The following is a 22,219-nucleotide window of genomic DNA, read 5'->3' on the forward strand; positions in this document are numbered from 1 at the left end:
TTTGGGGGGATTCCTATGAGTATGAAGACGACGGGCCTGCTGGCCTTGGCAGTACTGACGGCGTCGGCCCTGGCTGGCTGCGCGACGGAAAGCTCGCAAGCGGTGGCCGTGCCCACCGTGGCCAGCGCGGCGCGGCCTTACACGGGCGTGCGCGCGCTGGTGGCGGTCGGCAAGTTCGACAACCGTTCCAGTTTCATGCGCGGCATCTTCTCGGACGGCGTGGACCGTCTGGGCGGCCAGGCCAAGACCATCCTGATCGCCCACCTGCAACAGACCAACCGCTTCAATGTGCTCGACCGCGACAACCTGCAGGAAATGAAACAGGAAGCGGACTTCAAGAAGCAGAGCCAGGCCATCAAGGGCGCCGACTTCGTCGTCACCGGTGACGTGACGGAATTCGGCCGCAAGGAAGTGGGCGACCACCAGCTGTTCGGCATCATGGGCCGCGGCAAGACCCAGGTCGCTTACGCCAAAGTAACGCTCAACATCGTCAACATCGCCACCTCGGAAGTGGTGTACTCGACCCAGGGCGCCGGTGAATACAGCTTGTCGAACCGCGAAGTGCTCGGCTTTGGCGGCACCGCCAGCTACGACGCCACCCTGAACGGCAAGGTGCTGGATCTGGCCATGCGCGAAGCGGTGGACCACCTGGTGGCCGGCGTGGAAGCGGGCGCCATGTCCGTTCGCAAACAATAAGGCGGCCCCATGAAACGAATCACGATCACCGCGCTGGTGCTGGCCGCCAGCGCCACCTTGACCGGTTGCCACACGGCGCCCAAGACCCTGTACCAGTGGGAAGGCTACCAGCCCCAGGTTTACCAGCACTTCAAGGGCGGCAGCCCGGACCAGCAGATCGCCGTGCTGGAGAAGGATTTGCAGACCATTAACGCCAAGGGCAATGTGCCGCCACCAGGCTACCACGCCCACCTGGGCCTGTTGTATGCGCTGGCTGGCCGCCAGGACCAGGTGCTCATCGAGTTCGATACCGAGAAAAAGCTGTTCCCGGAATCGGCCGCGTATATGGACTTCCTGATGAAAACCGCCAAGAAGGATGGGAAATAAGATGCTGAAACGAGTGATGAAACTGGCCGCCTGCCTGGCGCCGGCCATGCTGGCCGTGGGCTGCGCGACCCACCAGGTCACGCCCTATGACTACACGGCGTTCAAGGCGGCCAAGCCCCGTTCCATCGTGGTGCTGCCGCCCCTGAACACGTCGCCGGAAGTGACGGCCAGCTACACGGTGCTGTCGCAAGTGACCTATCCGCTGGCCGAGGCAGGCTATTACGTGCTGCCGGTGGCGCTGGTGGAAGAGACCTTCAAGCAAAACGGCCTGAGCAGCGCGGAAGACGCCCATGCCGTCGATCCCCACAAGCTGCAAAGCATCTTCGGCGCCGACGCGGCACTGTATCTGACGGTGACCAATTTCGGCGCCAGCTACACGGTGCTCAACAGCGTGGTGACGGTGTCGGCCAAGGCCAGGCTGGTGGACTTGAAGACGGGAACGACGTTGTGGACGGGCGAGGCTTCGGCCAACAACGATTCCAATAACAACAACAACGGCGGCGGTGGCCTGGTCGGCGCACTGGTGGCGGCGGCCGTCAAGCAGATCATCAACAATACGACGGACACGTCCTACCCTGTGGCCGGTGTGGCCAGCCAGCGCCTGCTGGCGGCGGGCCAGGTCAACGGCATGCTGTACGGCCCCCGTTCGGCCAACTACAAGCAGTAAGTGGGGCGAGCCGGCGGGTGCGCCGGCATCGCAGGCGTGAGGGGCGGCGGATGCATCATCCGGCCGCCCTTTTTTCGCTGGGCGCGTGCTCCGGTGCCGCCGCTGGACGGGAGCGGCGCGGATGTGAACGCAACTTGCAGTGAATAATTTCCTTGGACCAGGTTGCTCTTTGGTATATTGGAAGCTCGCCCGCCATGGCCGGCCGCCGCGGCGGGCGCCGCCAGGCGGGGGACGGCATCGTTTTCCATCCAAGGCGCCATGCGATCACTCCACCTCTTCTCCGTGCTGCGTCCGCACCCCATGTACGGCAAGGGCATGGCCCGCATGGCCAAGGTGTTGCTGCTGCTGGCGCTGGTGCAATGGCTGGCCTGGCTGGCGCCCAGCCGGCCGGGCGCGCAACCGTTCCCCCACTACCTGCCCTTGCACATGCTGTTGGAGACGGCTTCCATCGTCGTCAGCATGATGGTGTTCGTGGTCGGCTGGAACGCGCGCGGCGCGGACCGTTCGGGCAACGTGGTGGGACTGGCCTGTTGTTTCCTGGCCGTGGGCGCCCTCGATTTCCTGCACATGGCGTCCTACGTCGGCATGCCGGCCTTGTTGACGCCCAACGACGCCCAGAAGCACCTCAATTTCTGGCTGGGCGCGCGCATCCTGGCCGCCGGCGGCTTGCTGGCGGTGGCGGCGCGCCGCTGGCGCCCGTTCCGGGCCGACGCCACCCGTCGCTGGCTGCTGGGCATCACGCTGGCCGGCGTGGCCGCGCTGGGCTGGCTGGTGTTGTGGCACCAGGACTGGCTGCCCGACACCTTCATCCCCGGCCTGGGCCTGACGGCGCTGAAAAAGAACACGGAATACCTGGTCATCGCCGTCAACCTGGCCACGGCCGGGCTGCTGCTGGCGCGCATGCGGCGGCCGCAGCCGTTCCGGGTGGTGCTGCTGTTCGGCGCCGTGGTGACCATGGCCATGGGCGAATTCTTCTTCACGCTGTACACCACCATGACGGGCGGCTACAACGTGCTGGGCCACCTGTACAAGACCATTTCCTACCTGTTCATCTACCGGGCCGTGGTGGTGGAGGCGATCGACATGCCCTACAACGCGCTGGCGCGGTTGCAGGAGCGGCTGACCTTTTCGCTGCAGGCATCCAACACCGGCCTGTGGGACTGGGACCTGGCCAGCGACGACCTCTACCTGTCGCCCGAGTGGAAGGCGCAGCTCGGCTATGGACCGGACGCGCTGAGCAACAGCCTGGCCACCTGGGACATGCTGCTGCATCCGCAGGACCGCGAGGCCGTCTGGCACGCCGTGCGCGACTACCTGGCCTCGGGCCGGCTGCAGTACGAGAACACCTTCCGCATGCGCCACGCGGACGGCGGCTACCGCTGGATCCTGGCGCGCGGCGAACGCCATGAGGACAGTGACGGCAACGCCCACCTGCTGGGCTCACATGTGGACATCACGGCCCAGAAGCAGATCGAACAGGCGCTGCGCAGCGAAAGCGAAAAGAATCTGGCCTTGCTGCGCAACGCCAGCGACGGCATCCACATCCTCGACGCGCATGGCGACGTGATCGAGGCCAGCGTGTCGTTCTGCGCCATGCTCGGCTACACGCGCGAGGAGGTCATCGGCATGAACGTGGCGTGCTGGGACGCCCACTACACCCGGGCCGAACTGGCCGCGCTGGTGGCGCGGCAGCTCGATGGCGGGGTGCGCAACCAGTTCGAGACGCGCCACCGGCGCAAGGATGGCAGCGTGGTCGAGGTCGAGATCAGCAACTGTCCGATGGCGCTCGATGGCCGGCCCGTGCTGTTCAATTCCTCGCGCGACATCACGGAACGCAAGCGCGCCGAGGCGCAGCTGCGCCTCACGGCCAGCGTGTTCGAGAACAGCCAGGAAGGCATCCTGATCACGGACGAAGCCAACAACATCGTCGACGTGAACGCCGCCTTCACCCGCATCACCGGTTATGGCCGCGACGAGGTGGTGGGCCGCAATCCGCGCATGTTGTCGTCCGGGCGCCATGAGAGCGGTTTCTACCAGCAGTTGTGGGGCCAGTTGCGGCGCGACGGCTACTGGCGCGGCGAGTTGTGGGACCGGCGCAAGTCGGGCGAGGTGTTTCCGGAGCTGGTGTCGATCGCCGCCGTGCGCGACGAACGGGGCCAGGTGCAGCGCTATGTGTCCGTGTTCTCCGACATCAGCCAGATCAAGGCGCACGAGGATGAACTGAACCGGGCGGCCCATTTCGATGGCTTGACCGGGGTGCCGAACCGGGTGCTGCTGGCCGACCGCATGCGGCAAGCCATCGCCCGCACGGCGCGCGAGCACACCATGATGGCGGTGTGCTATCTGGACCTGGACGGTTTCAAGCACATCAACGACAGCCTGGGGCACGACGTGGGCGACCAGGTGCTGATCGAGGCGGCGCGCCGCATCGGCGCGGCGATCCGGGCCGACGATACGGTGGCGCGGCTGGGCGGCGATGAATTCGTGGTGCTGCTGCTGGGATTGCACAAGGTCGATGAATGGGACGCGACGCTGGGCCGGCTGCTGGCCGCCATCGCCCAGCCGTTCGTGATCGGCGACAAGACCGTGACGCTGAGCGCCAGCGCCGGCGTGGCCGTCTATCCGCTCGACCAGGAAGACCCGGATACGCTGCTGCGGCACGCTGACCAGGCCATGTATCTGGCCAAGCAGGGCGGCAAGAACCGCTTCCACCTGTACGATCCGGCGCTGGACCGCCAGGCCCGCGACCAGCTTGAATTCCTCACCAGCATACGGCACGCGCTGGAGCAGGGCCAGTTCGAACTGTATTACCAGCCCAAGGTCAATCTGCGCACCCGCGCCGTGGTGGGGGCCGAGGCGCTGATCCGCTGGCACCACCCGCAACGGGGCCTGCTGGCGCCGGGCGCCTTCCTGGAGCAGGTGGCCAACACCGAGCTCGATATCCAGATCGGCGAGTGGGTGGCCGCCACCGCGCTGGCCCAGTTGCAGGCGTGGCACGAGCAGGGCTTGAAGCTCAGCGTGAGCATCAACATCTCCGGCTACCACCTGGAATCGCCCGCGTTCGTGGAGCGTTTGCGCAAGCTGATGGCGCCCTATCCGATGCTGCCGTTCGGCGCCTTGCAGATCGAAGTGCTGGAGACGGTGGCGCTGAACGATATCGCCCTTGTGCGCGACATCCTGGCGGCCTGCGGCCAACTGGGCGTGACGTTCGCGCTGGACGATTTCGGCACCGGCTATTCCTCGCTGTCTTACTTGAGCAGCCTGCCGTTCGACGAACTCAAGATCGACCAGTCATTCGTGCGCGACATGCTGGAGGATAAGGGCGACCTGGCCATCGTGCAGGGCGTGGTGGCGCTGGCGGCCGCGTTCGAACGCCAGATCGTGGCCGAGGGCATCGAGACTGCGGCCCAATATCAGGCCTTGCTGGATTTGGGCTGCGGGCATGGGCAGGGCTATGGCATCGCCCGCCCCATGCCGGCCGGCGCGCTGCCGGACTGGCGCGGCCAGTGGCTGGAGCGGGCCGTGGCCGCTTGAGCCCACGGGCGCGGCGGCAAGCGGGCCAGCGCGCACTCCGCGCGTGGCGCCAGCGCGCGCTCGCGTCCTACAACGGGCCACGCCGCGATCCGACAAGTGCGCCACCGGCTATGTCTATCATGGTTCCCGGCGGCGCGCGCAATGGCGCGGTAACGCCGCCGGGGGTCGCCAGGCGAGCGGGCCGGCGAGCGAGATCACGCCGTTGAGGAGTTCATCATGACATCCACGCAAAATACCACCACCACTTCGCGGCGCGGCCGCACCCAGGAACCGGACGACGCGATCGCCGTCCTCAAAGCCGACCATGCCAACGTCAAGGCCTTGTTCGAGCAATATGAACAACTGGGTGAACGGGCGCACGCCACCAAACTGAAACTGGCCACCCGGATCTGCCTGGAGCTGACCCGGCACGCCACCGCCGAGGAGGAGCTGTTCTATCCGGCCGTGCGCGACGCCATCCCCGACTGTGCCGATCAGGTCGATGAGGCGCTGGTGGAGCATGGCTCGGCCAAGGATCTGATCGCGCAAATCCTGGCGATGGAGGAGAGCGAGCAACTGTACGACGCGACCGTGAAAGTGCTGTCCGAACTGGTCGCGCACCATGTGGGCGAGGAGGAGGGCGAGATCTTCCCCAAGGTGCGGGACAGTGAACTTGACCTGGTGGCGCTGGGCGAGGCCATCACGCAGCGCAAGGCGCAAGTGTCGCTGCCGGGGTGACGGGAGCATGACGGGAGCATGACGGGAGCACGACCGGGCGCGGTTTGAAAAGTTGTCAACCAGATGCAAACCCGCGTAAAATGCGAAGCACGCGGGTGTAGTTCAATGGTAGAACGGCAGCTTCCCAAGCTTCATACGAGGGTTCGATTCCCTTCACCCGCTCCATAGGGAGAATCGACGGTTTTTGAACGGCAGTTTCCTCCCCAAAAATGAAGTTCCTCCCCAAAAGTCATTTTGTAGCGCCTACTATCTTGCCTCTGCGCAAATAATGACGCTGTGTCGTTTTCACGTTTCCGTGTCCCAGTAAGTCGCTGGCAGCCTGGTCGCCGCGCTGGTCGCTGGTGTCGTCTGCAGCCTTGGCGCGCAGATCGTAGAAGTGGAAGGCCATAATTGCGTCTGCCATTTCGGGGTGGACCGCCGCAGCTTTTTTTCTTGCTTCATCAAAATGATTCCGCAGCACGGCCGGTGTCAGGCGCTTGCCGTTGGTATTGGTTAGCAGGCCAGCAGTGACGATCTTGTGGGCGGCCTTGCGTTCGTGGATGCGCGCCATCAGTTCTGCCAGCTTGCCCGCGATAGTGATACGTAGTGGCTGTTTCGTTTTTGCCTGCGTTATGATTAGGTAGCCATCCATAATGTCGTGCTCTGACATACGCAACGCGTCTGCCGGTCGCTGGCCGGTAAGGTAGGCCAAGTCCATCGCTTCACGCAGCGACGCGCTACCCTGCGCATAGACCGCGTTATACATCGCATCCGTTACATAGAGCATGCGCTTGTCCAATGAATGCCCCTTGATGCCTTCACAAGGGTTTGGGAGGTCCGTGTAGCCCCATCCGCGTGCGTGATTCCACATCGTCGAAAATAGACGCTTACAGCGATTTGCAGTGGTGGGAATGGCTGCACGGTCATCGAGGAACATGCGTATGTTCATCGGCTTGACCTGATCCAGCGGGGCATCCTTGAATGTCTCGAGAAGGTGCCGGATATCGGACCTGTAAATCTTGGCTGTGTTCTTGGCCAACTTCGGGACGACTTCAGCTTGGTATCGTTTTTCCACATCGGAGAACGTGACGGCATGACATGGCGCTTCGATGACGACGAGCTCGGTGTACTTTCTCAGCGCAAGTATGAAGTCACTACCAAGCGGGAATTCTTTGCGCTTGCCGTCGATCGTGCTACGAAGGTAGTAGTAGACCTTCCCGCCCCACGCGCGTCTACGCATGTAAGGTGGCAGATTCAAATTAACGGTCGGCTTTCGTCCCATGTATCACCCTAGGCATTACCCATGTTTTTTCTTTTGGCGCTTCATTGCGCCCTTCAACAGCCGCGATGGTCACAACGGGCCTACCGATGGCGTTTATCCAGAACGGTAGTCTCATGCTTAGGAGGGCTTCAATCTGCTTGGACTTGGTCTTGCGTCCCGTCAGTTCAAATAAATTTTCGCTAGTCAAAAACATGCTGTTCCTTTTTCCTCGGGCATGTAGCGCCCGAGGAGGCCTTTATTCGTTGCTGCCTCGTTCCCCTATTCTTTGCCGGCCCCACGCTAAATCTCCGATCCGTAGATCATTTCGCATAGATCTAGCGTGAGTCCAACTGGTATGACATCCGCATTGAAATCATCCAATGACAGTACAGAGCCCCGCAGCACGCAGTTGCACGAAACATCTTGATCTTGGTTTGCCAAATGACCGCGACTACGGATTTCAAATGCTTGCGGGTTCGAGTAAGCATCGACTGCTGGCGATAGCACCAGCGTATAGCGTCTGCCACGCTCAGATCTGCAACTCATGACACGCCCGCGTATATTCACCAATACTGCCTTGCCAAAGCCCGCGAGTTCTCGAATGTCTTTCAAATTCATATCCATCATTGAATTCCCCTGTTGAGCCGTTTGTACATCACCCGCTATTGGACAACCTGGGTGATGAAATATCCTTCGTGACAGTGCAGGGAAGCAGTATCGCAAGCCTCTGCGTAACCTTCAAATCGTCCTGCTTCATGAGCCCAAGGAGTGAAACCTACGTCTCCCCCCTCAGGCATCAAGAACAGTGCGGATTCCTTGTCCTGCACGATAAATTTCACTTCGCGCTTACGGGAGCACATTTTTGCCACCAGGGGCAGAAGCCTTTGCCGCATCGAGTGGCTTCAACGAATGGATGATGGTCTTCTGCGTTTTGCCATTGGTGACGATTTCCATTTCAGCGGCGGCCATGAATGGGAAAGCGCCAGCCAGGTGTTTGTATTTCTGGTACTCCTCGGCTTTGCCCAGGCTGTACTCCGCACACGCCGTACCCATGGCGGTATCCTTGCTTGCGTCGAGTTCTGTCTCGACAAAAACTTTGGTGCTGTCGAACGTTTGCCCGTTGTCCATCGTTCCTTTGGAATACTTCATGCCGGTGACTTTGATAGTGGAGGTGAATTTCATTTCGTGTTTCCTGTTTTGATTGGCCTACGCAAAACCGTTTTCCCCATTGAGGCCGAAAGATGGGGCGGTGGTAATGAATTGCATGAATGAGGGGATGCGAATTGGCTCTTGCTTGTGCACGGGCGTAGGACCGGACGTGGCGTCACTGGTAAACGGTTTCATGCGCTTCGGCCAATAGTCGTCTTCCTCATTGCAGATCAGATCGAGGGCTTTTTTATCTCCCCAGAGTTCGCGGAAGACGCGGATGTACTTCCCAAACTGATGCTTGGTTACTTCGATGCACGCATCGACAGTGATCTGCGCCGCCTTGGCTTTCACAGCCATGCGTTGCGGCGTTTCGACCTGGATGAAATGCGAGAAGCAGGGATAGGCGGCGGCAAAAAAATCTGTAGGATTCAGGAGCACGTCAAATGGAATGACTGTGTTTGTGTTCTTGAACTCGACTTCGCAGCGGCACCAGGGACTAGCTTTGTCGCCTTCCTTCTTTCCTTTTTCGTAGAAGCGGCAGAACTTGCTGGAGGAGCGTAGTCCGATGGTGAGGGTTCGGCCTTTGCCGGTCGGACGATTCCAATTTCCTACGCGCTCAATATTGGGAGGACGACCGCCAGCCTTTTGCGTATAGCCGCCAAGGTCGTATTGGTCATAGGCCCAGTCCGCAGAGAGGTACGCGCCTGCGATATCGTCGTGAGCCAAGTCGATACGCGAGATTGAAGGGCGAAGCGCTACCTTCGTGAGAAAGTCAAACAACCGCTTTTCCCAACCGGCGATGGCGTTCAGGCATCCTTGGCCCGTCAGCGTCACCAGCATGGTTGCGCGCTGACCACCGAAGCACACAAAGCCCATGTGATCACCCAGCACCCACGAATCGCGATAGAAATTCATTCCGCGGTCGCGTTTATCTGTGATGCCGAAGCCGAAGATTTTCTCGAATTGGCGGCTGGCCTCTTCGATGATTTGATCGTCAGCAATGAGGGTCTGACGGGCCGTCTTAAAGAACGTGTCTTCAAGCACCGTGAAATTGATCCAGTCGATGATGCAGGCCTGCGTCGCTGACGGCTTGCGGACCATTACCGTTTTGACTTTTCCTGAATCAGTCATCACCAGGGATACTTCGCCTAGGTCGTCCTCGGAAACGCTTGCCCAAATATCGGTATCGCTGGCGCCAACCAAGTTTTCCCCCATGTTATTAATGGGGGCATCTGCCGGCGCCCGACCATGCGAATTTTGCGGCACTAACCCAGCTTCTTCGGCCTTAGCACCGATCCGTACCGGCAGCGCTGGCGCGCTGGCGGTACGGTCGGCGCTTTTGACCTCTCCGATGCGACCGTGTCTTTTATAAGAGCTAGAAAAAGAATGCATTTAGATCCGATTGGTGTGTATTGCACAATGATTGAGTGGAGATTATCACTATAATTTTGCATGGTCAACTATTTGGTGTGTGTTTAGCACGAAATGAGTACAATTGCCCCCAATCGAGACCCGAGGGAGCGTGATGGACGCGAGCAAGGCAAAATTAGCTGAAAGAATGAAACTGTTGATTGATTCACAAACTGACAAACGGGGAAAGTTTGCGCAGTTGGAGTCGTTGACAGGGATACCGGCAGAAGGTTGGAAAAGTTTCTACTATGCTCGCCAGCGCCCGAATCCTGACATGATCGAAGCCCTGGCCCAAACGTGGCCAGAATATGCCTTTTGGATGGTGACGGGAATTGACGACTTCTTCAGCGGACATACAAGTCCGCCAACCCCGGGCGGCTTGAAGTCGTCATTACGGGAACGGGACGCAGCTAAGGCTCTGTTCCGTAAAAAAATCGAATATACACGATGGCAGCAAAAGGGTTCTCCTGACGCTGAGATCGGCGGGAACTTATATCACTCTGCAGAAATTCAGAAACAGTTCGTCGCTGATATTCATGACCTGGAAAGCCTTCGGTCTTCGCAGGAAGAAGCACTACTGAGTATCGAAAAGAAGCGATGACCAAGCGAATTGATTCTCTGAATTAATGTGATAACTCACAAAAATTTAGTTGGTGGGGCATATTGTCGTTAGTTCGGCAGTCCCCGGCTGAACGCATTGTCGCTGGCCGGGGCGACCGGCCAAAACGCTCCTACATGCGTTCATGACACAGGGGGTGCCGTCCTTCGGCGGCATCCTGACATTCGTCAGGACTTAAGCCGCCCCCATTTACTATTTTCAATCCATGCAAAAATGAGAATTAGAAATGAATCTGTCGATTGGCCCGACACTTCGGGTCAGATGACGGAAGTGCTAGTCGAATGGCATTGGCGAACTCACGTCACGAGAGCTGAGTTCTAACAATCGTAACAAAATTCTCAAGCTCGGCAACCATTGGTTGGGGTGCGGGGGTTTGAAGGCAATGAACTCCCGTGGAGTATCGCAGGTAGTAGGGCGAATCATGCAAATGACTGAGGATTTCAACCCACGGGTAAGGTTGTGAAGGAATTTTCAAACCCTCCGCATTTGCGAGTGACCACAATGCATTCAAGTTATGCCGCAGGTTCTTTTTCATTAATCGACTATCATCGCCTGACCTCGACAAGTAAGCTTTAAGTGCACACTCAAGTACGTGTGCGCTAAGCATTGCCAAAGGCAAACTCGGTGGAAGTGATGCCGATGCAAGAATTTTCACTCCTAGCAGCATGTGGTGTGCGATACCAAGATATGTTTCTGGAGGCTTCGCTTCCGCAATCGATATTTGCGGAAGCGTGAGTGAAACTGAGTCAGTGATTGTGGGAGATGTCATGTTCTAATTCCAGTGGTGAAGTCGCAACTCTAACTAATACATTGAATCTGTAATCCGAAACTGGCCTCAGGGAACTTCGTTGCTTATGGTTGAATATGGTATAAACGATTTATACTATTACTCTTCGCTTCTTGATTGTAACCATCACGGCAGGTTTTTGAACCACCACTGGTGCTGTAGCAGGATCTATTCTTTTCGCATCTGGCTTGGCTTTTGATAATTTTTTGGCTGCCTTCTTTGCAAGATCTCTTGCGTTCAATTCAGCAATTCGAACATTTGCGTGCGCTTGATGAATTTCTGACACTTCCCCAGACTCAGAACCGTCTAGATTGAAGCGGCTACCACCAATGCTTAATGCCTTCAGATACGTCCCACTTCTTGTATGCTTCCCAAGCGCGTAAGCGACTAATGCTCGATCATGAACGACTGCCAGAATTTGCTCATAAATACCGATCGCCAAAGGCATTTTTTTCAGAAGGACAGGATATTTTTTCAGTAAATCCGCATAGGCCGCAGCAAGCATTTTGGTTTTCGATAATTCCATGACTCCCCTCTGAAAAGTTGCGCATATAGAATTATAAATCGGCTCCCCAAAATCGGTTTTATAGGTGGGAGTCATGGGGAAAAACTTAGGGTACAATGTCATTTTGGGGATTGGAAACCGGCTCGCAAGGCGCATAAATTCTGTATGATTGCCACAGCTTCCCAAGCTTCATACGAGGGTTCGATTCCCTTCACCCGCTCCAATCGATGTGACAACAACGAGTTGTTCCGGGTTCCATGTCCGCTTTCGCCACCGCGTCGGCCCCGCGCCCGATGCCATTGTTCCCATGACGACCGGGCCGCTGCTGGCCTCGCATGCCGCGTGGCGCTGCCTGTGGACCATGGCGCTGCTGATGGCCGTGATACTCCCCGCCCGCGCTGCCGACGACACCATCCTGGTGGTGGAAAGCTACAACGCCGAGATGCAATGGGACGCCAACTACAAGGAAGCGTTGCAGGAAGCGCTGGGCAAGAAGTACCGCCTCGAATATTTTCAGATGGACACCAAGCGCCTGCCGCGCGAGCAGCACGCGGCCATGGCCGACAAGGCCTGGGCCATGTACCAGGCGCTGCATCCGGCCTTGGTGATCCTGGGCGACGACGCGGCCCTCAAGCTGCTGGCGCAGCGCCTGGGCACCACCAGCACGCCCGTGGTCTACCTGGGCATCAACAATAATCCGCGCGAATACTTCGACGCCAAGGTCATCAAGAACATCACGGGCGTGCTGGAGCGGCCCATCCTCAAGCGCAACATCGCGCTGGTGTCCGAGCTGGTGCCCCACGTCAAACGGGCGCTGGTGCTGTTCGATACGGACATCACGTCCCAGGTGGTGCGGCAGGAAACGTTCGAAGGCAAGTCGCAGCAACTGATTGGGGGCACCCTCGTCGAACTGAAGCTGGTGGGCCAGTGGGAGCAGTGGCAGGCCGAAGTGTTGAAGGCGAAGGATCACTACGACGTCATCTTCCTCGGCCTGTACCAGGCGCTGCATGATGGGGCGGGCAAGAGCGTCAACACGACGGACCAGGTGGCGCGTTGGACGGCTGCCCACGCGCCCGTGCCCATCTTCGGCTTCTGGGACTGGGCCGTGGGCCCGGAGAAGACTGTCGGCGGACTGGTGCTGTATGGCCGCGACCAGGGCAAGGCGGCGGCCGAGATCGCGCTCAGGATTTTGGCCGGCACGCCGCCCGAACGCATCTACCCGGTCACGGCCGACCGCGGCAAATTCCTCTACAGCCGCAAGCAGTTGCAACGCTTCCACCTCACGCTGCCGGGCAAGATCGCGGCCGAAGCCAGCTTCACGGACTGACGGCATGAGGCATCCATGAGCAAGTGCGGTGGCAAGGATGGTTGCTGCGCCACCGTCGCCCCGGTGGCGCCGGCGGCCGCCACCGCCGCCAGCCCGGAGCGGGCCGTCTTCCTGATCCGGAACATGGATTGCCCCACCGAGGAAAAGCTGATCCGCGGCCGGCTGGAGCGGATGGCGGGAGTCGACACCCTGCAGTTCGATCTGATCCGGCGCGAGCTGACGGTGGGCCATCGCCTGCCCTCCATTGCGCCGCTGGTGGCGGCCCTGACGGCGCTCGACATGGCGCCGGCCGTCATCTCCAGTGCGCAGGACGTGGGCGGCGCGGCCTTGGCGGCGTCCCCGCCGCGCGCGGCCGGCCTGCCGCCATGGTTGTCGCTGGCCGCGTCCGGCCTGGCGGCGCTGGGCGCGGAAGCGATTGCGTGGAACACGGGCCGCGAGCATAGTGGGCCTGTGCTGGTGCTGGCGTTGACGGCCATCGCCTGCGGCGGCCTGGGCACGCTCAGGAAGGGCTGGATCGCGTTGCGCAACCTGTCGCTGAACATGAACTTCCTGATGTCGCTGGCGGTCCTGGGCGCGCTGGCCATCGGCCAATGGCCGGAAGCGGCCATGGTGATCTTCCTGTTCGCGCTGGCCGAACGGATCGAGGCGCGCTCGCTGGAACACGCCCGCCATGCAATCCGCGGCATGATGGCGCTGACGCCCGATACGGCCACCGTGCAGGCGCCGTCGGGCGACTGGCTGCGCGTGGCGGCGGCCCAGGTGCAACCGGGGGCGCTGGCGCGCGTGATGCCGGGCGAACGCATCGCGCTCGATGGCGTGGTGGCGGCCGGGGAGAGCACCGTCAACCAGGCACCCATCACGGGCGAGAGCATGCCGGTGGCCAAGCTGCCGGGCGATGCCGTGTTTGCGGGCACCATCAACCAGCAAGGCACGTTCGACTACACGGTGACGGCGCCGCAAAGCCAGTCCACGCTGTCGCGCATCGTCAGCAGCGTGCAGCAGGCGCAGGGCGAGCGCGCGCCGACCCAGCGCTTCGTCGACCGCTTTGCGGCGGTCTACATTCCCGTGGTGGTGGCGCTGGCCGTGCTGGTGGCCATCGTGCCGCCCCTGGTGGCGGGCGCCGATGCCTATGCGTGGTTGTACAAGGCGCTGGTGCTGCTGGTGATCGCCTGCCCCTGCGCGCTCGTCATCTCCACGCCGGTGACGGTGGTCAGCGGGCTGGCGGCGGCGGCGCGCCAGGGCATACTCGTCAAGGGTGGGATATACCTGGAGCTGGGACGCAAGCTGAGGGCCGTGGCGCTCGACAAGACCGGCACGCTCACGCAGGGCACGCCGCAAGTGACGGACGTGCTGGTGCTGTCCGGCGACGAGCGTACGTCCCGCTTGCGGTGCGCCGCCAGCCTGGCCGCGCTGTCCACCCATCCCGTGTCGCGCGCGCTGGCGCTGTACTGGCAGGGCGAGCGGGGTGACGCGGCGCTGGCGCCGGTGGCGCGTTTCGAGGCCTTGCCTGGCCGGGGTGTCCGCGGCGAGGTGGAGGGCGGCATGCTCTACCTGGGCAACGCGCGGCTGGTGCGGGAACTGGGGTTGCATGATGACGAACTGGCCGCGTCGCTGGCCCCGCTGGAGCGCGACGGCAAGAGTGTGGTGGTGCTGTGCTCGGCCACGGCGGCGCTGCTGGTGGTGGCCGTGGCCGACCAGGTACGCGGCACCAGCGAAGAGGCGGTGGCGCAGTTGCGCGCGCTGGGGGTGCGGGTGGTGATGCTGTCGGGCGATAACACCGATACGGCGCAGGCGGTCGGCGCCCGGCTGGGTATCGCAGATGTGCGCGGCGCCCTGCTGCCCGAGGACAAGCTGCGCATCATTGGGGCGCTGGCGGCCGAACATGGTGCGGTGGGCATGGTGGGCGATGGCGTGAACGATGCGCCGGCGCTGGCCAGGGCCACTGTCGGTTTCGCCATGGGCGCGGCCGGCACCGATACGGCGATGGAAACGGCCAACGTGGCGCTGATGGACGACGACCTGCGCAAGGTGGCGTATTTCATGCGCCTGAGCGCGCGCGCCCACGCGATCCTGGTGCAGAACATCGCGCTGGCGCTGGCGATCAAGGCCGTGTTCCTGGTGCTGGCGGTGGCCGGCTATTCGACCTTGTGGATGGCCGTGTTCGCGGACATGGGCGTGAGCCTGATGGTGGTCGTCAACGGCCTGCGGCTGCTGCGCGGACCGGCGCCGGCGTAGGGCGGGGCGACGGCCGGCTTTACCTGGCGGGGGTGACGGCGGCGTTGAACAGTTGCGCGAATTGCGCCAGGTCCGGCCCGGCCATGTCGGAGATGGCCGCATACTGCATGCCGCCCTGGGACCAGCGCAGCAGCTGATAGCCCTGGCGCGCGCTCGCTTGCTGGGCTGAGGCGTGAGCCGTCGCCGTGGGCCACACGTAAAGATTGAGCAGGTGCTTGCGGTGCCGGTAGGCCAGCGCCGCCACGGGCCGTTGGCCGATGTAGTCCAGCCGTCCGCCGATCAATGCGTATCCCTGGGGCGCCAGGTCGGTCACGGGCGGCGCGAAATCGAGCTTGCCCGCAAACCAGGGCTTGACGGTGTGCTGGTCGGTCGATGCCACGTCCGTCAGGTGGTCCGGCATCAGCGAGCGGAAATGGCTGGCCACCAGTTCCTGATCCAGCTGGTCGACAGGCGAGGGCTGCGCCAGATACAGCGCCAGCGTGACGGCGAAGGCGGCGGTACTCACGGCGGCGGCGCCCAGGTTGATCCAGGCCCAAGGCCAACGGGGGAAGATCGAGGCGCGGCGTGGACTGGATGGCTCCTTCCGCTGTCGCGGCGTCTGTGTCCGCTCCAGTTCCATCGCCAGCTCCTTCTCCTGCTCCTGCTGCAAGGCGGCCTTCAGGCGCAGCCGCAGTTGTGGCGGTGCCGTATGGCGCGTGGCTTGCTGCGCCACGGCGCCGCGCAGCTCCGTCAGTTGCGCCAGCGCCGCACGGCAGGCGGCGCAGCCGGCCAGGTGGCTTTCCAGTTGCAGGGCGCCGGGCGGGTCCAGCTCACCGTCCAGCCAGGCGTGCATCCAGTGCTGCGATTGCGTGCATTCCATCCTATTCTCCAGCCATGTCGCGTTGCAGGTACGACAGCAGCAGCTTGCGCGCGCGCGCCAGGCGCGACATCACCGTGCCGATGGGGATATCGGCCACTTCGGCGATCTGCTTGTAAGACAGCTCGTCCATCTCCTTCAGTACCAGTACTTCGCGGAACGCGGGTGGCAGCTGACTCAAAGCCTGGTTGACGCCGCGGTCCGCGTCGCGGCTGGCCATGATGGCGGCCGGGTCGCTGGACGCTTGCTGCGCCAGCAGTTCGTCGCCCTCCATGCCATGCAGCGCCTCGTCGAAGCTGACGTCGGCCTGCTGCGGCTTGCGGTCGCGCAGCGCCGTGTAGAAGGTGTTGCGCACGATGGTCAGCAGCCAGGCGCGCGCGTCGCCGCCCCGGTAGCTGTCGGCGAAACGGTAGGCGCGCAGGTAGGCGCTCTGTACCAGATCGTCCGCGTCGTGCGGGTCGCGCGTGAGCCAGCGCGCCAGGTTGTAGGCCGCATCCAGGTGCGGCATGGTCAGCTGTTCAAACCGTGCCGCCTTGTCGTCGTCGCCCAAATGCTTGTCCATCGTAGTCGTCCCGTGGATGAAGACTCGGTGTGGTGCGCTTTTATTCCCGCGGAAAAAATATATCCGCAAGCGGGAATAGGAACGGGGCGCGGCCGGTTTTATCTGGTGTGGCGCGCCGGTTTGAAGCTCCGATTATGACATGGAAGCGGGCGCCGATTTTCAATCAACCAGATGGAGGACAGCATGATCGATCGCAGGAGTTTCTTGAGACTGGGCGCGGTGGGTGGGGGCGCCGTGTTCATGTCCGGCCTGTATGGCAAGGCGTGGGCGCGGCAGGGTAGTGACGACTTCTATTTTGTCCAGCTGTCCGACGCGCATTGGGGCTATCGCGGGCCGGCCAACCCGGACGCGCAGAACACGTTGCGCCAGGCGGTGGCGGCGGTCAACGCGCTGCCGGAAAAGCCGGACTTCATCGTCTTCACGGGCGACCTGACGCACAGCACGGACGACCCGGCCGAGCGCCGCAAGCGCATGGCCGAATTCAGGCAGATCGTGGCCGGGCTGGAGGTGAAGCAGGTGCATTTCCTGCCCGGTGAGCACGATGCCTCGCTCGACCAGGGCGCGGCGTTCCAGGAGCTGTTCGGCTCCACCCACTACAGTTTCGACCACAAGGGTGTGCATTTCATCGCGCTCGATAACGTGTCCGACCCTGGCGCCCGCATCGGCGAGGCGCAGCTGGCCTGGCTCAAGACCGACCTGGCTACCCAGCGGCCAGATGCGCCCATCGTCGTGCTGACGCACCGGCCCCTGTTCGACCTGGAACCGAAGTGGGACTGGGCCACGCGCGACGGTGCGCAGGCCGTGGCCTTGCTGATGCCGTACGCGAACGTGACCGTGTTCTACGGCCATATCCACCAGGAGCACCACCGGATGACGGCGCATATCGCCCACCACGCGGCCAAGTCGCTGATCTTCCCGTTACCCGTACCCGGTTCGCAAGCCATGCGCACGCCGCTGCCGTGGGATCCGGCCGCGCCGGGCAAGGGCCTGGGCTGGCGCGAAGTGGACGCCGATCCGCGCCAGGCCAGCTACCAGATCACCGAACTGCCCGTCGCGAAAGGATAAATCATGCAAGCTTCAAAACGACGTTTCCTGCTCGGCATGCCGTTGGCCGCCTCGGCGCTGCTGCTGGGCGCTGCCCAGGGCAAGGCGCCCAAGGAGCGCGTCATCAAGGTCGAGGCGCGCAAGTTCCGCTTCGCCCCCAACGTGATCGAGGTGCGGCAGGGCGAGGCTGTGGTGCTGGAGTTGCGGGCGCTGGACTTCGCCCACGGCTTCAATATTCCCGAACTGCAGACCCGCATCGACCTGGTGCCGGGTAAGGTGGTGAAGCTGCGCTTGCAGCCTGCGCAGGCTGGCCGCTTCGGATTCTTGTGCGATAACTTCTGCGGCGCCGGCCACGAGGAGATGGCTGGCACGTTGGTGGTGACGGCATAGCGGCGCCGGCGAAGGGAGCGGCGCGCCGGGCACGGCTGCGGGGCTTGGTCGAGAGTGTGGCTGAGCAGGTGGCCGCGCAGGCACTGATATAATGGCGGGTTAATGCAGCCTGGCTGCCGGCCGCCGCGCCGTCTGTAGCGCCCTGTGCCCGCGTGCCGGGCTTCCCTTTTTTACCGATAGATTCCGCATCCCATGTCTTCTGATACGCCCAACAACGGCCCCGCACGGCCTATGCTGTACGACCCGACCGAACACCGCATCCGCAGCTTCGTCACCCGCGCCGGCCGCCTGTCGACCGCGCAGGCGCGCGCGCTGGAAGAGCAGGGACCGAAATTCCTGATCGAGTACAGCAAGGCGCCGCTGGACTACGAGCAGGCGTTCGGCCGCAAGGCGCCGGTGGTGCTGGAGATCGGCTTCGGCATGGGCGGCACCACGGCCCACATCGCGCAGGCGATGCCGGACAAGGACTTCATCGGCGTAGAAGTGCATACGCCCGGCGTGGGCAGCCTGCTCAAGCTGATCGACGAACAGGGCCTGACCAACCTGAAGGCGATCCAGCACGACGCGGTGGAAGTGCTGAACCAGATGATCCCGGACGGCTCGCTGCACGGCGTCCACATCTTCTTCCCCGACCCATGGCACAAGGCGCGCCACAATAAGCGCCGTTTGATCCAGGGGCCGTTCGTGAAGCTGCTGACGCAAAAGCTGGCCGTGGGCGGTTACCTGCACTGCGCCACCGACTGGGAAGACTACGCCGTGCAGATGCTGGAAGTGCTGGGCGCGGAAGAAGGCTTGCAGAACACGGCCGAAGGCTATGCCCCGCAGCCGGCCTACCGTCCGTTGACCAAGTTTGAAAACCGCGGCCTGAAGCTGGGCCACGGCGTGTGGGATCTGGTATTCACCAAGAAGTAATGTCAAACCGGGGTCAGGTCATGAGATCCCGCAACTTGCACGATTTCATGACCTGACCCCGGTTTCGGTTTCTCTCAGTCCAGCGGTTCGATATCGAGCACCAGCACATAGGCCAGGTGGCGTCCCTGCCACAGGCCGCCGCCGCGCACCTGCGCATCGCAGGTGGTCGGCTGGCCTTCAATCTCCTTGAACTTCAGGCGCTGGCGGAAGTGCAGCGCTTCCTTCGGCGCCAGGTAGCCGGCCATGCGGCCATCGACAAACACGGCTACCGCCGTATTCTCGTAGGCATTCTGATCGTCGGGCACCAGCGTCGCCACGCAGGCCCGGGCGGCCGCCTGTTCACCGTGCTCGCCCGCCAGTTCCTTCAACGTGCCCTGGTAGCGCGACTCATTCACCACCTCGACCTGGAAACGGCCCTGGTCGGACCAGTGCAGCGCGGGCGCCGTGGCCGGCAACTGCGGCACATATGGCCCAGCCGCGCGCGGCGGCAGGGCGGCCGGCTTGGCCGGATTGGTCTTGATGATGGCGTAGACCAGCAGCGCCGTGACGATGACGATCAGCAGGGGGAGGGCGTATTCCATGGCGAGCTTGTAGGTGCAAAGGACGTCATCTTAGCGGAATGGCTGGACTTCCACCCGGTTTTCCGTCCGCCCACACCGCCACGCGCCTCAAATTACTCGGCTAATATTGAATTTTCAATACCGGGATGGCCATCCATGAGAAGCGAGAACTGATGATCAAGCAAGTCGGCGACACCCCCATCCTGCCCGTGCCCGTGTGGCGGTGATGGAATTTGACGCGACCTTTGTCGTAAGTCCTTGCGGCAGGCTGCTGCAAGGTCAAAAATTGCTTAACCATATCCCCTCGCATCGTGCGCTATCCGGCGACGTTGGACAGCCCTGCGCCCCAGGAGTATATTGATCCCATGATTTATTACATTCGTACCGCCGAAGGTGAGCTTGTCCTGCTCACGCTTTATGCAAAATCGAAGACCGATAACATTACCGGTCAGAAGTTAAGGGAGATCCGGCGTGCACTCGAAGAGTAAGCCATTAAACCAGACGGAGCTGGCCGCCTTTGAAGCGACGCGCGACCTGGCGGCTGAGTTATTGCAGGCGGTGCATGAAATGAAGGCGGGACGGTTACACGTCGTTGTGTCGCCCGTCGTCGAGGCGCGCAAGAAGACCGGCCTGTCGCAGTCGCAGTTTGCTGCGCTGTTGGGAGTGTCCGTACGCACATTGCAGGGCTGGGAACAAGGCCGCAAGCAACCCAGCGGGGCCGCCCGCACGCTGCTGGCAATTGCCAGTACCAATCCCGAGGCCTTGTTGGCTGTTGCTGGAAAATAGCCTGGGCTTAGCGGCGCTGATGGATGCGCTTAATCCATCTCCGCGATCAGTGCCACCAGCTCGTCGCCATACGACGCGAGCTTCTTCTCGCCCACGCCCGACACGCCGCGCAGCTCGGCCAGCGAGGTGGGGCGGGCCTTGGCGATTTCGCGCAGCGTGGCGTCGACGAAGATGACGTAGGCCGGCACGTTGTGGGCGCGCGCCGTCTCCACCCGCCACCAGCGCAGCTTGTCGAAGATGGCCTGTTCGCGTGGCGACAGGTCGCTTTCCACATAACCCTTGGCGGCCGTGGTGGGCCGCTTCTGCTTGACCGGCTTCTGGTACTGGCGCAGCTGCACCTTCTGCCCGCCCTTGAGCACGGGGCGCGCGGCGTCCGTCAGCTTGAGCGAGCTGTATTGTTCGTGGTCCACCGTCACCAGGCCCAGCGCGATCACCTGGCGCAGGATGGCGCGCCATTCCTGTTCGCTGCGGTCGGCGCCAATGCCAAACACGGACAGCGAATCGTGGTGCCAGGTCTTGATGCGGTCCGTCTCGACGCCGCGCAGCACTTCGATCACATGGCCGGCCGCGAAGCGCTGGTCGACCCGGTACACGGCCGACAGCAGTTTTTGCACCGGCACCGTGCCGTCGAACGACACGGGCGGGATCAAGCAGGTGTCGCAATTGCCGCACGGGGCCGAGGATTCTCCGAAGTAGTCGAGCAGGCGCACGCGCCGGCAACTGAGCGTTTCGCACAGTCCCAGCATGGCGTCGAGCTTCATGCCCAGCACGCGCTTGAAGGTTTCGTCGGCTTCCGATTCGTCGATCATGCGCCGCTGCAGCACCACGTCCTGCAGGCCGTAAGCCATCCAGGCGCTGGCGGGCTGGCCGTCGCGGCCGGCGCGGCCCGTCTCCTGGTAGTAGCCCTCGATGCTCTTGGGCAGATCGAGGTGGCACACGAAACGCACGTCCGGTTTGTCGATGCCCATGCCGAAGGCGATGGTGGCCACCATCACGATATTTTCCTCGCGCAGGAAGCGGGCCTGGTTGGCGGCGCGCTTGGTGTGTTCCATGCCGGCGTGGTAGGCCATGGCCCGCACCCCGTTCTCGTTGAGGAATTCAGCCGTCTCCTCCACCTTCTTGCGCGACAGGCAGTAGACGATGCCGCTGTCGCCGCCATGCTCACCCGTGATGAAGTCCAGCAGCTGCTTGCGGCCGTTGGCCTTCTCGACGATCTGGTAGCGGATGTTGGGGCGGTCGAACGAGGACACGAACTGCATCGCGTCCTCCAGCTGCAGCCGGTGCACGATCTCGGCGCGGGTCTGCTGGTCGGCCGTGGCCGTGAGGGCGATGCGCGGCACGTTGGGGAACTGCTCGTGCAGCACCGACAGCTTGATGTACTCGGGCCGGAAGTCATGGCCCCATTGCGACACGCAGTGCGCCTCGTCGATCGCGAACAAGGCGATCTTCGAATCCTGGAACAGGTTCAGGCAGCGTTCCGTCATCAACCGCTCCGGCGCCACGTACACCAGGTCGATCTGGCCGGTGCGCACCAGGCGCTCGATGCGGCTCGCTTCCTCGTACGATTGGGTCGAATTCAGGAAGGCGGCGCGCACGCCCACCTCGGCCAGCGCGTCGACCTGGTCCTGCATCAGCGCGATCAGGGGCGAGATCACCACGCCCACGCCGTCGCGCACCAGTGCCGGGATCTGGTAGCACAACGACTTGCCGCCGCCGGTGGGCATCAGCACCAGCGCGTCGCCGCCCGTGCTCACATGCTCGACGATCTCGGCCTGCTGGCCACGGAAGGCCGGATAGCCAAAGACGGTCTGCAGCAGATGCAGGGCGCTGGTACTGGTGTCGCTCATGATACGGTTC

General features: G+C 62.3%; 23 protein-coding genes and 1 tRNA gene. 13 read left to right on the forward strand and 11 right to left on the reverse strand.

The annotated features are described in order from the left end of the window. Positions 1-21: 21 nt before the first annotated feature. From H3H39_RS21520 to H3H39_RS21545, 6 genes are all read left to right on the forward strand, one after another. Positions 22-696, forward strand: coding sequence for a CsgG/HfaB family protein (locus H3H39_RS21520; protein ID WP_182156605.1), 675 nt, complete (start codon positions 22-24; stop codon positions 694-696). A 9-nt stretch (positions 697-705) separates the two neighbouring features. After that, a complete protein-coding gene (locus H3H39_RS21525) occupies positions 706-1,062 on the forward strand; it encodes a DUF4810 domain-containing protein (protein ID WP_182156412.1) in 357 nt (118 codons plus the stop codon). Between the two features lies 1 nt (position 1,063). Then, on the forward strand, positions 1,064-1,729 hold the full coding sequence (locus H3H39_RS21530; protein WP_182156414.1) for a DUF799 domain-containing protein: 666 nt from the start codon (positions 1,064-1,066) through the stop codon (positions 1,727-1,729). A 258-nt stretch (positions 1,730-1,987) separates the two neighbouring features. Beyond that, positions 1,988-5,263: a bifunctional diguanylate cyclase/phosphodiesterase gene (locus tag H3H39_RS21535; protein ID WP_182156416.1), complete on the forward strand. Its 3,276-nt coding sequence runs from the start codon at positions 1,988-1,990 to the stop codon at positions 5,261-5,263. 216 nt (positions 5,264-5,479) lie between these two features. Continuing rightward, positions 5,480-5,980, forward strand: coding sequence for a hemerythrin domain-containing protein (locus H3H39_RS21540; RefSeq protein ID WP_182156417.1), 501 nt, complete (start codon positions 5,480-5,482; stop codon positions 5,978-5,980). Positions 5,981-6,071: 91 nt separating this feature from the next. Continuing rightward, positions 6,072-6,145 (forward strand) — tRNA-Gly (locus H3H39_RS21545). 64 nt (positions 6,146-6,209) lie between these two features. Here the strand turns inward: H3H39_RS21545 and H3H39_RS21550 are convergent. From H3H39_RS21550 to H3H39_RS21570, 5 genes are all read right to left on the reverse strand, one after another. After that, entirely contained in the window at positions 6,210-7,199 is a 990-nt protein-coding gene (locus H3H39_RS21550; protein ID WP_229218177.1) for a tyrosine-type recombinase/integrase, read from the reverse strand. Between the two features lie 19 nt (positions 7,200-7,218). After that, the gene (locus H3H39_RS21555) at positions 7,219-7,434 is read right to left on the reverse strand and encodes a DUF4224 domain-containing protein (RefSeq protein WP_182156421.1); all 216 of its coding nucleotides are present in this window, start codon (positions 7,432-7,434) and stop codon (positions 7,219-7,221) included. Positions 7,435-7,520: 86 nt separating this feature from the next. Beyond that, entirely contained in the window at positions 7,521-7,847 is a 327-nt protein-coding gene (locus H3H39_RS21560) for a single-stranded DNA-binding protein (protein ID WP_182156423.1), read from the reverse strand. Positions 7,848-8,066: 219 nt separating this feature from the next. Continuing rightward, a complete protein-coding gene (locus H3H39_RS21565) occupies positions 8,067-8,402 on the reverse strand; it encodes a hypothetical protein (RefSeq protein ID WP_182156425.1) in 336 nt (111 codons plus the stop codon). Between the two features lie 24 nt (positions 8,403-8,426). Beyond that, positions 8,427-9,761, reverse strand: a complete 1,335-nt coding sequence (locus H3H39_RS21570; RefSeq protein WP_229218178.1) for a replication initiation factor domain-containing protein — start codon at positions 9,759-9,761, stop codon at positions 8,427-8,429. A 133-nt stretch (positions 9,762-9,894) separates the two neighbouring features. On the opposite strand from H3H39_RS21570, the gene H3H39_RS21575 reads away from it, so the two are divergent. Beyond that, positions 9,895-10,380, forward strand: coding sequence for a hypothetical protein (locus tag H3H39_RS21575; RefSeq protein WP_182156427.1), 486 nt, complete (start codon positions 9,895-9,897; stop codon positions 10,378-10,380). Positions 10,381-10,699: 319 nt separating this feature from the next. Here the strand turns inward: H3H39_RS21575 and H3H39_RS21580 are convergent, their stop codons facing one another. Beyond that, entirely contained in the window at positions 10,700-11,167 is a 468-nt protein-coding gene (locus H3H39_RS21580; protein ID WP_182156428.1) for a hypothetical protein, read from the reverse strand. Positions 11,168-11,276: 109 nt separating this feature from the next. Continuing rightward, positions 11,277-11,711: a ProQ/FINO family protein gene (locus H3H39_RS21585; protein WP_182156430.1), complete on the reverse strand. Its 435-nt coding sequence runs from the start codon at positions 11,709-11,711 to the stop codon at positions 11,277-11,279. Between the two features lie 286 nt (positions 11,712-11,997). Between H3H39_RS21585 and H3H39_RS21590 the strand changes: the two genes are divergently transcribed. Together H3H39_RS21590 and H3H39_RS21595 are read left to right on the forward strand one after the other, a co-directional pair. After that, a complete protein-coding gene (locus H3H39_RS21590; RefSeq protein ID WP_182156432.1) occupies positions 11,998-13,017 on the forward strand; it encodes an ABC transporter substrate-binding protein in 1,020 nt (339 codons plus the stop codon). 15 nt (positions 13,018-13,032) lie between these two features. Further along, positions 13,033-15,252, forward strand: coding sequence for a heavy metal translocating P-type ATPase (locus tag H3H39_RS21595; RefSeq protein WP_182156434.1), 2,220 nt, complete (start codon positions 13,033-13,035; stop codon positions 15,250-15,252). Positions 15,253-15,271: 19 nt separating this feature from the next. Here the strand turns inward: H3H39_RS21595 and H3H39_RS21600 are convergent, their stop codons facing one another. Both H3H39_RS21600 and H3H39_RS21605 read right to left on the reverse strand, forming a co-directional pair. Beyond that, positions 15,272-16,111 (reverse strand): anti-sigma factor family protein, encoded by an 840-nt coding sequence (locus H3H39_RS21600; RefSeq protein WP_182156436.1) that lies wholly within the window; start codon positions 16,109-16,111, stop codon positions 15,272-15,274. Between the two features lies 1 nt (position 16,112). After that, positions 16,113-16,670: a sigma-70 family RNA polymerase sigma factor gene (locus tag H3H39_RS21605; RefSeq protein WP_182156438.1), complete on the reverse strand. Its 558-nt coding sequence runs from the start codon at positions 16,668-16,670 to the stop codon at positions 16,113-16,115. A 183-nt stretch (positions 16,671-16,853) separates the two neighbouring features. Here H3H39_RS21605 and H3H39_RS21610 point away from each other — a divergent pair, with 183 nt between their 5' ends. From H3H39_RS21610 to trmB, 3 genes are all read left to right on the forward strand, one after another. Then, positions 16,854-17,735: a metallophosphoesterase family protein gene (locus H3H39_RS21610; RefSeq protein ID WP_375540452.1), complete on the forward strand. Its 882-nt coding sequence runs from the start codon at positions 16,854-16,856 to the stop codon at positions 17,733-17,735. A 3-nt stretch (positions 17,736-17,738) separates the two neighbouring features. Next, positions 17,739-18,104 (forward strand): cupredoxin domain-containing protein, encoded by a 366-nt coding sequence (locus H3H39_RS21615; protein ID WP_182156442.1) that lies wholly within the window; start codon positions 17,739-17,741, stop codon positions 18,102-18,104. Between the two features lie 231 nt (positions 18,105-18,335). Further along, a complete protein-coding gene (trmB, locus tag H3H39_RS21620) occupies positions 18,336-19,016 on the forward strand; it encodes a tRNA (guanosine(46)-N7)-methyltransferase TrmB (RefSeq protein WP_182156607.1) in 681 nt (226 codons plus the stop codon). Between the two features lie 74 nt (positions 19,017-19,090). On the opposite strand, the gene H3H39_RS21625 is transcribed toward trmB, so the two are convergent. Next, complete coding sequence (locus H3H39_RS21625) at positions 19,091-19,597, reverse strand: hypothetical protein (protein ID WP_182156444.1); 507 nt, start codon at positions 19,595-19,597, stop codon at positions 19,091-19,093. Between the two features lie 450 nt (positions 19,598-20,047). Between H3H39_RS21625 and H3H39_RS21630 the strand changes: the two genes are divergently transcribed. Further along, complete coding sequence (locus H3H39_RS21630) at positions 20,048-20,362, forward strand: helix-turn-helix domain-containing protein (protein ID WP_182156446.1); 315 nt, start codon at positions 20,048-20,050, stop codon at positions 20,360-20,362. Between the two features lie 29 nt (positions 20,363-20,391). On the opposite strand, the gene recQ is transcribed toward H3H39_RS21630, so the two are convergent. Further along, positions 20,392-22,209: a DNA helicase RecQ gene (gene recQ / locus H3H39_RS21635; RefSeq protein WP_182156448.1), complete on the reverse strand. Its 1,818-nt coding sequence runs from the start codon at positions 22,207-22,209 to the stop codon at positions 20,392-20,394. Positions 22,210-22,219 lie beyond the last annotated feature (10 nt).

Origin of the sequence: Rugamonas apoptosis, assembly GCF_014042355.1 — a bacterium.
GTDB classification, from domain to species: domain Bacteria; phylum Pseudomonadota; class Gammaproteobacteria; order Burkholderiales; family Burkholderiaceae_D; genus Rugamonas; species Rugamonas apoptosis.

Bases quoted from the DNA above. Each gene is read 5' to 3' on its own strand.
- H3H39_RS21520 (WP_182156605.1), top strand. From the start codon at position 22: ATGAAGACGACGGGCCTGCTGGCCTTGGCAGTACTGACGGCGTCGGCC.
- H3H39_RS21525 (WP_182156412.1), top strand. From the start codon at position 706: ATGAAACGAATCACGATCACCGCGCTGGTGCTGGCCGCCAGCGCCACC.
- H3H39_RS21530 (WP_182156414.1), top strand. From the start codon at position 1,064: ATGCTGAAACGAGTGATGAAACTGGCCGCCTGCCTGGCGCCGGCCATG.
- H3H39_RS21535 (WP_182156416.1), top strand. From the start codon at position 1,988: ATGCGATCACTCCACCTCTTCTCCGTGCTGCGTCCGCACCCCATGTAC.
- H3H39_RS21540 (WP_182156417.1), top strand. From the start codon at position 5,480: ATGACATCCACGCAAAATACCACCACCACTTCGCGGCGCGGCCGCACC.
- H3H39_RS21550 (WP_229218177.1), bottom strand. From the start codon at position 7,199: ATGCGTAGACGCGCGTGGGGCGGGAAGGTCTACTACTACCTTCGTAGC.
- H3H39_RS21555 (WP_182156421.1), bottom strand. From the start codon at position 7,434: ATGTTTTTGACTAGCGAAAATTTATTTGAACTGACGGGACGCAAGACC.
- H3H39_RS21560 (WP_182156423.1), bottom strand. From the start codon at position 7,847: ATGATGGATATGAATTTGAAAGACATTCGAGAACTCGCGGGCTTTGGC.
- H3H39_RS21565 (WP_182156425.1), bottom strand. From the start codon at position 8,402: ATGAAATTCACCTCCACTATCAAAGTCACCGGCATGAAGTATTCCAAA.
- H3H39_RS21570 (WP_229218178.1), bottom strand. From the start codon at position 9,761: ATGCATTCTTTTTCTAGCTCTTATAAAAGACACGGTCGCATCGGAGAG.
- H3H39_RS21575 (WP_182156427.1), top strand. From the start codon at position 9,895: ATGGACGCGAGCAAGGCAAAATTAGCTGAAAGAATGAAACTGTTGATT.
- H3H39_RS21580 (WP_182156428.1), bottom strand. From the start codon at position 11,167: ATGACATCTCCCACAATCACTGACTCAGTTTCACTCACGCTTCCGCAA.
- H3H39_RS21585 (WP_182156430.1), bottom strand. From the start codon at position 11,711: ATGGAATTATCGAAAACCAAAATGCTTGCTGCGGCCTATGCGGATTTA.
- H3H39_RS21590 (WP_182156432.1), top strand. From the start codon at position 11,998: ATGACGACCGGGCCGCTGCTGGCCTCGCATGCCGCGTGGCGCTGCCTG.
- H3H39_RS21595 (WP_182156434.1), top strand. From the start codon at position 13,033: ATGAGCAAGTGCGGTGGCAAGGATGGTTGCTGCGCCACCGTCGCCCCG.
- H3H39_RS21600 (WP_182156436.1), bottom strand. From the start codon at position 16,111: ATGGAATGCACGCAATCGCAGCACTGGATGCACGCCTGGCTGGACGGT.
- H3H39_RS21605 (WP_182156438.1), bottom strand. From the start codon at position 16,670: ATGGACAAGCATTTGGGCGACGACGACAAGGCGGCACGGTTTGAACAG.
- H3H39_RS21610 (WP_375540452.1), top strand. From the start codon at position 16,854: ATGATCGATCGCAGGAGTTTCTTGAGACTGGGCGCGGTGGGTGGGGGC.
- H3H39_RS21615 (WP_182156442.1), top strand. From the start codon at position 17,739: ATGCAAGCTTCAAAACGACGTTTCCTGCTCGGCATGCCGTTGGCCGCC.
- trmB (WP_182156607.1), top strand. From the start codon at position 18,336: ATGCTGTACGACCCGACCGAACACCGCATCCGCAGCTTCGTCACCCGC.
- H3H39_RS21625 (WP_182156444.1), bottom strand. From the start codon at position 19,597: ATGGAATACGCCCTCCCCCTGCTGATCGTCATCGTCACGGCGCTGCTG.
- recQ (WP_182156448.1), bottom strand. From the start codon at position 22,209: ATGAGCGACACCAGTACCAGCGCCCTGCATCTGCTGCAGACCGTCTTT.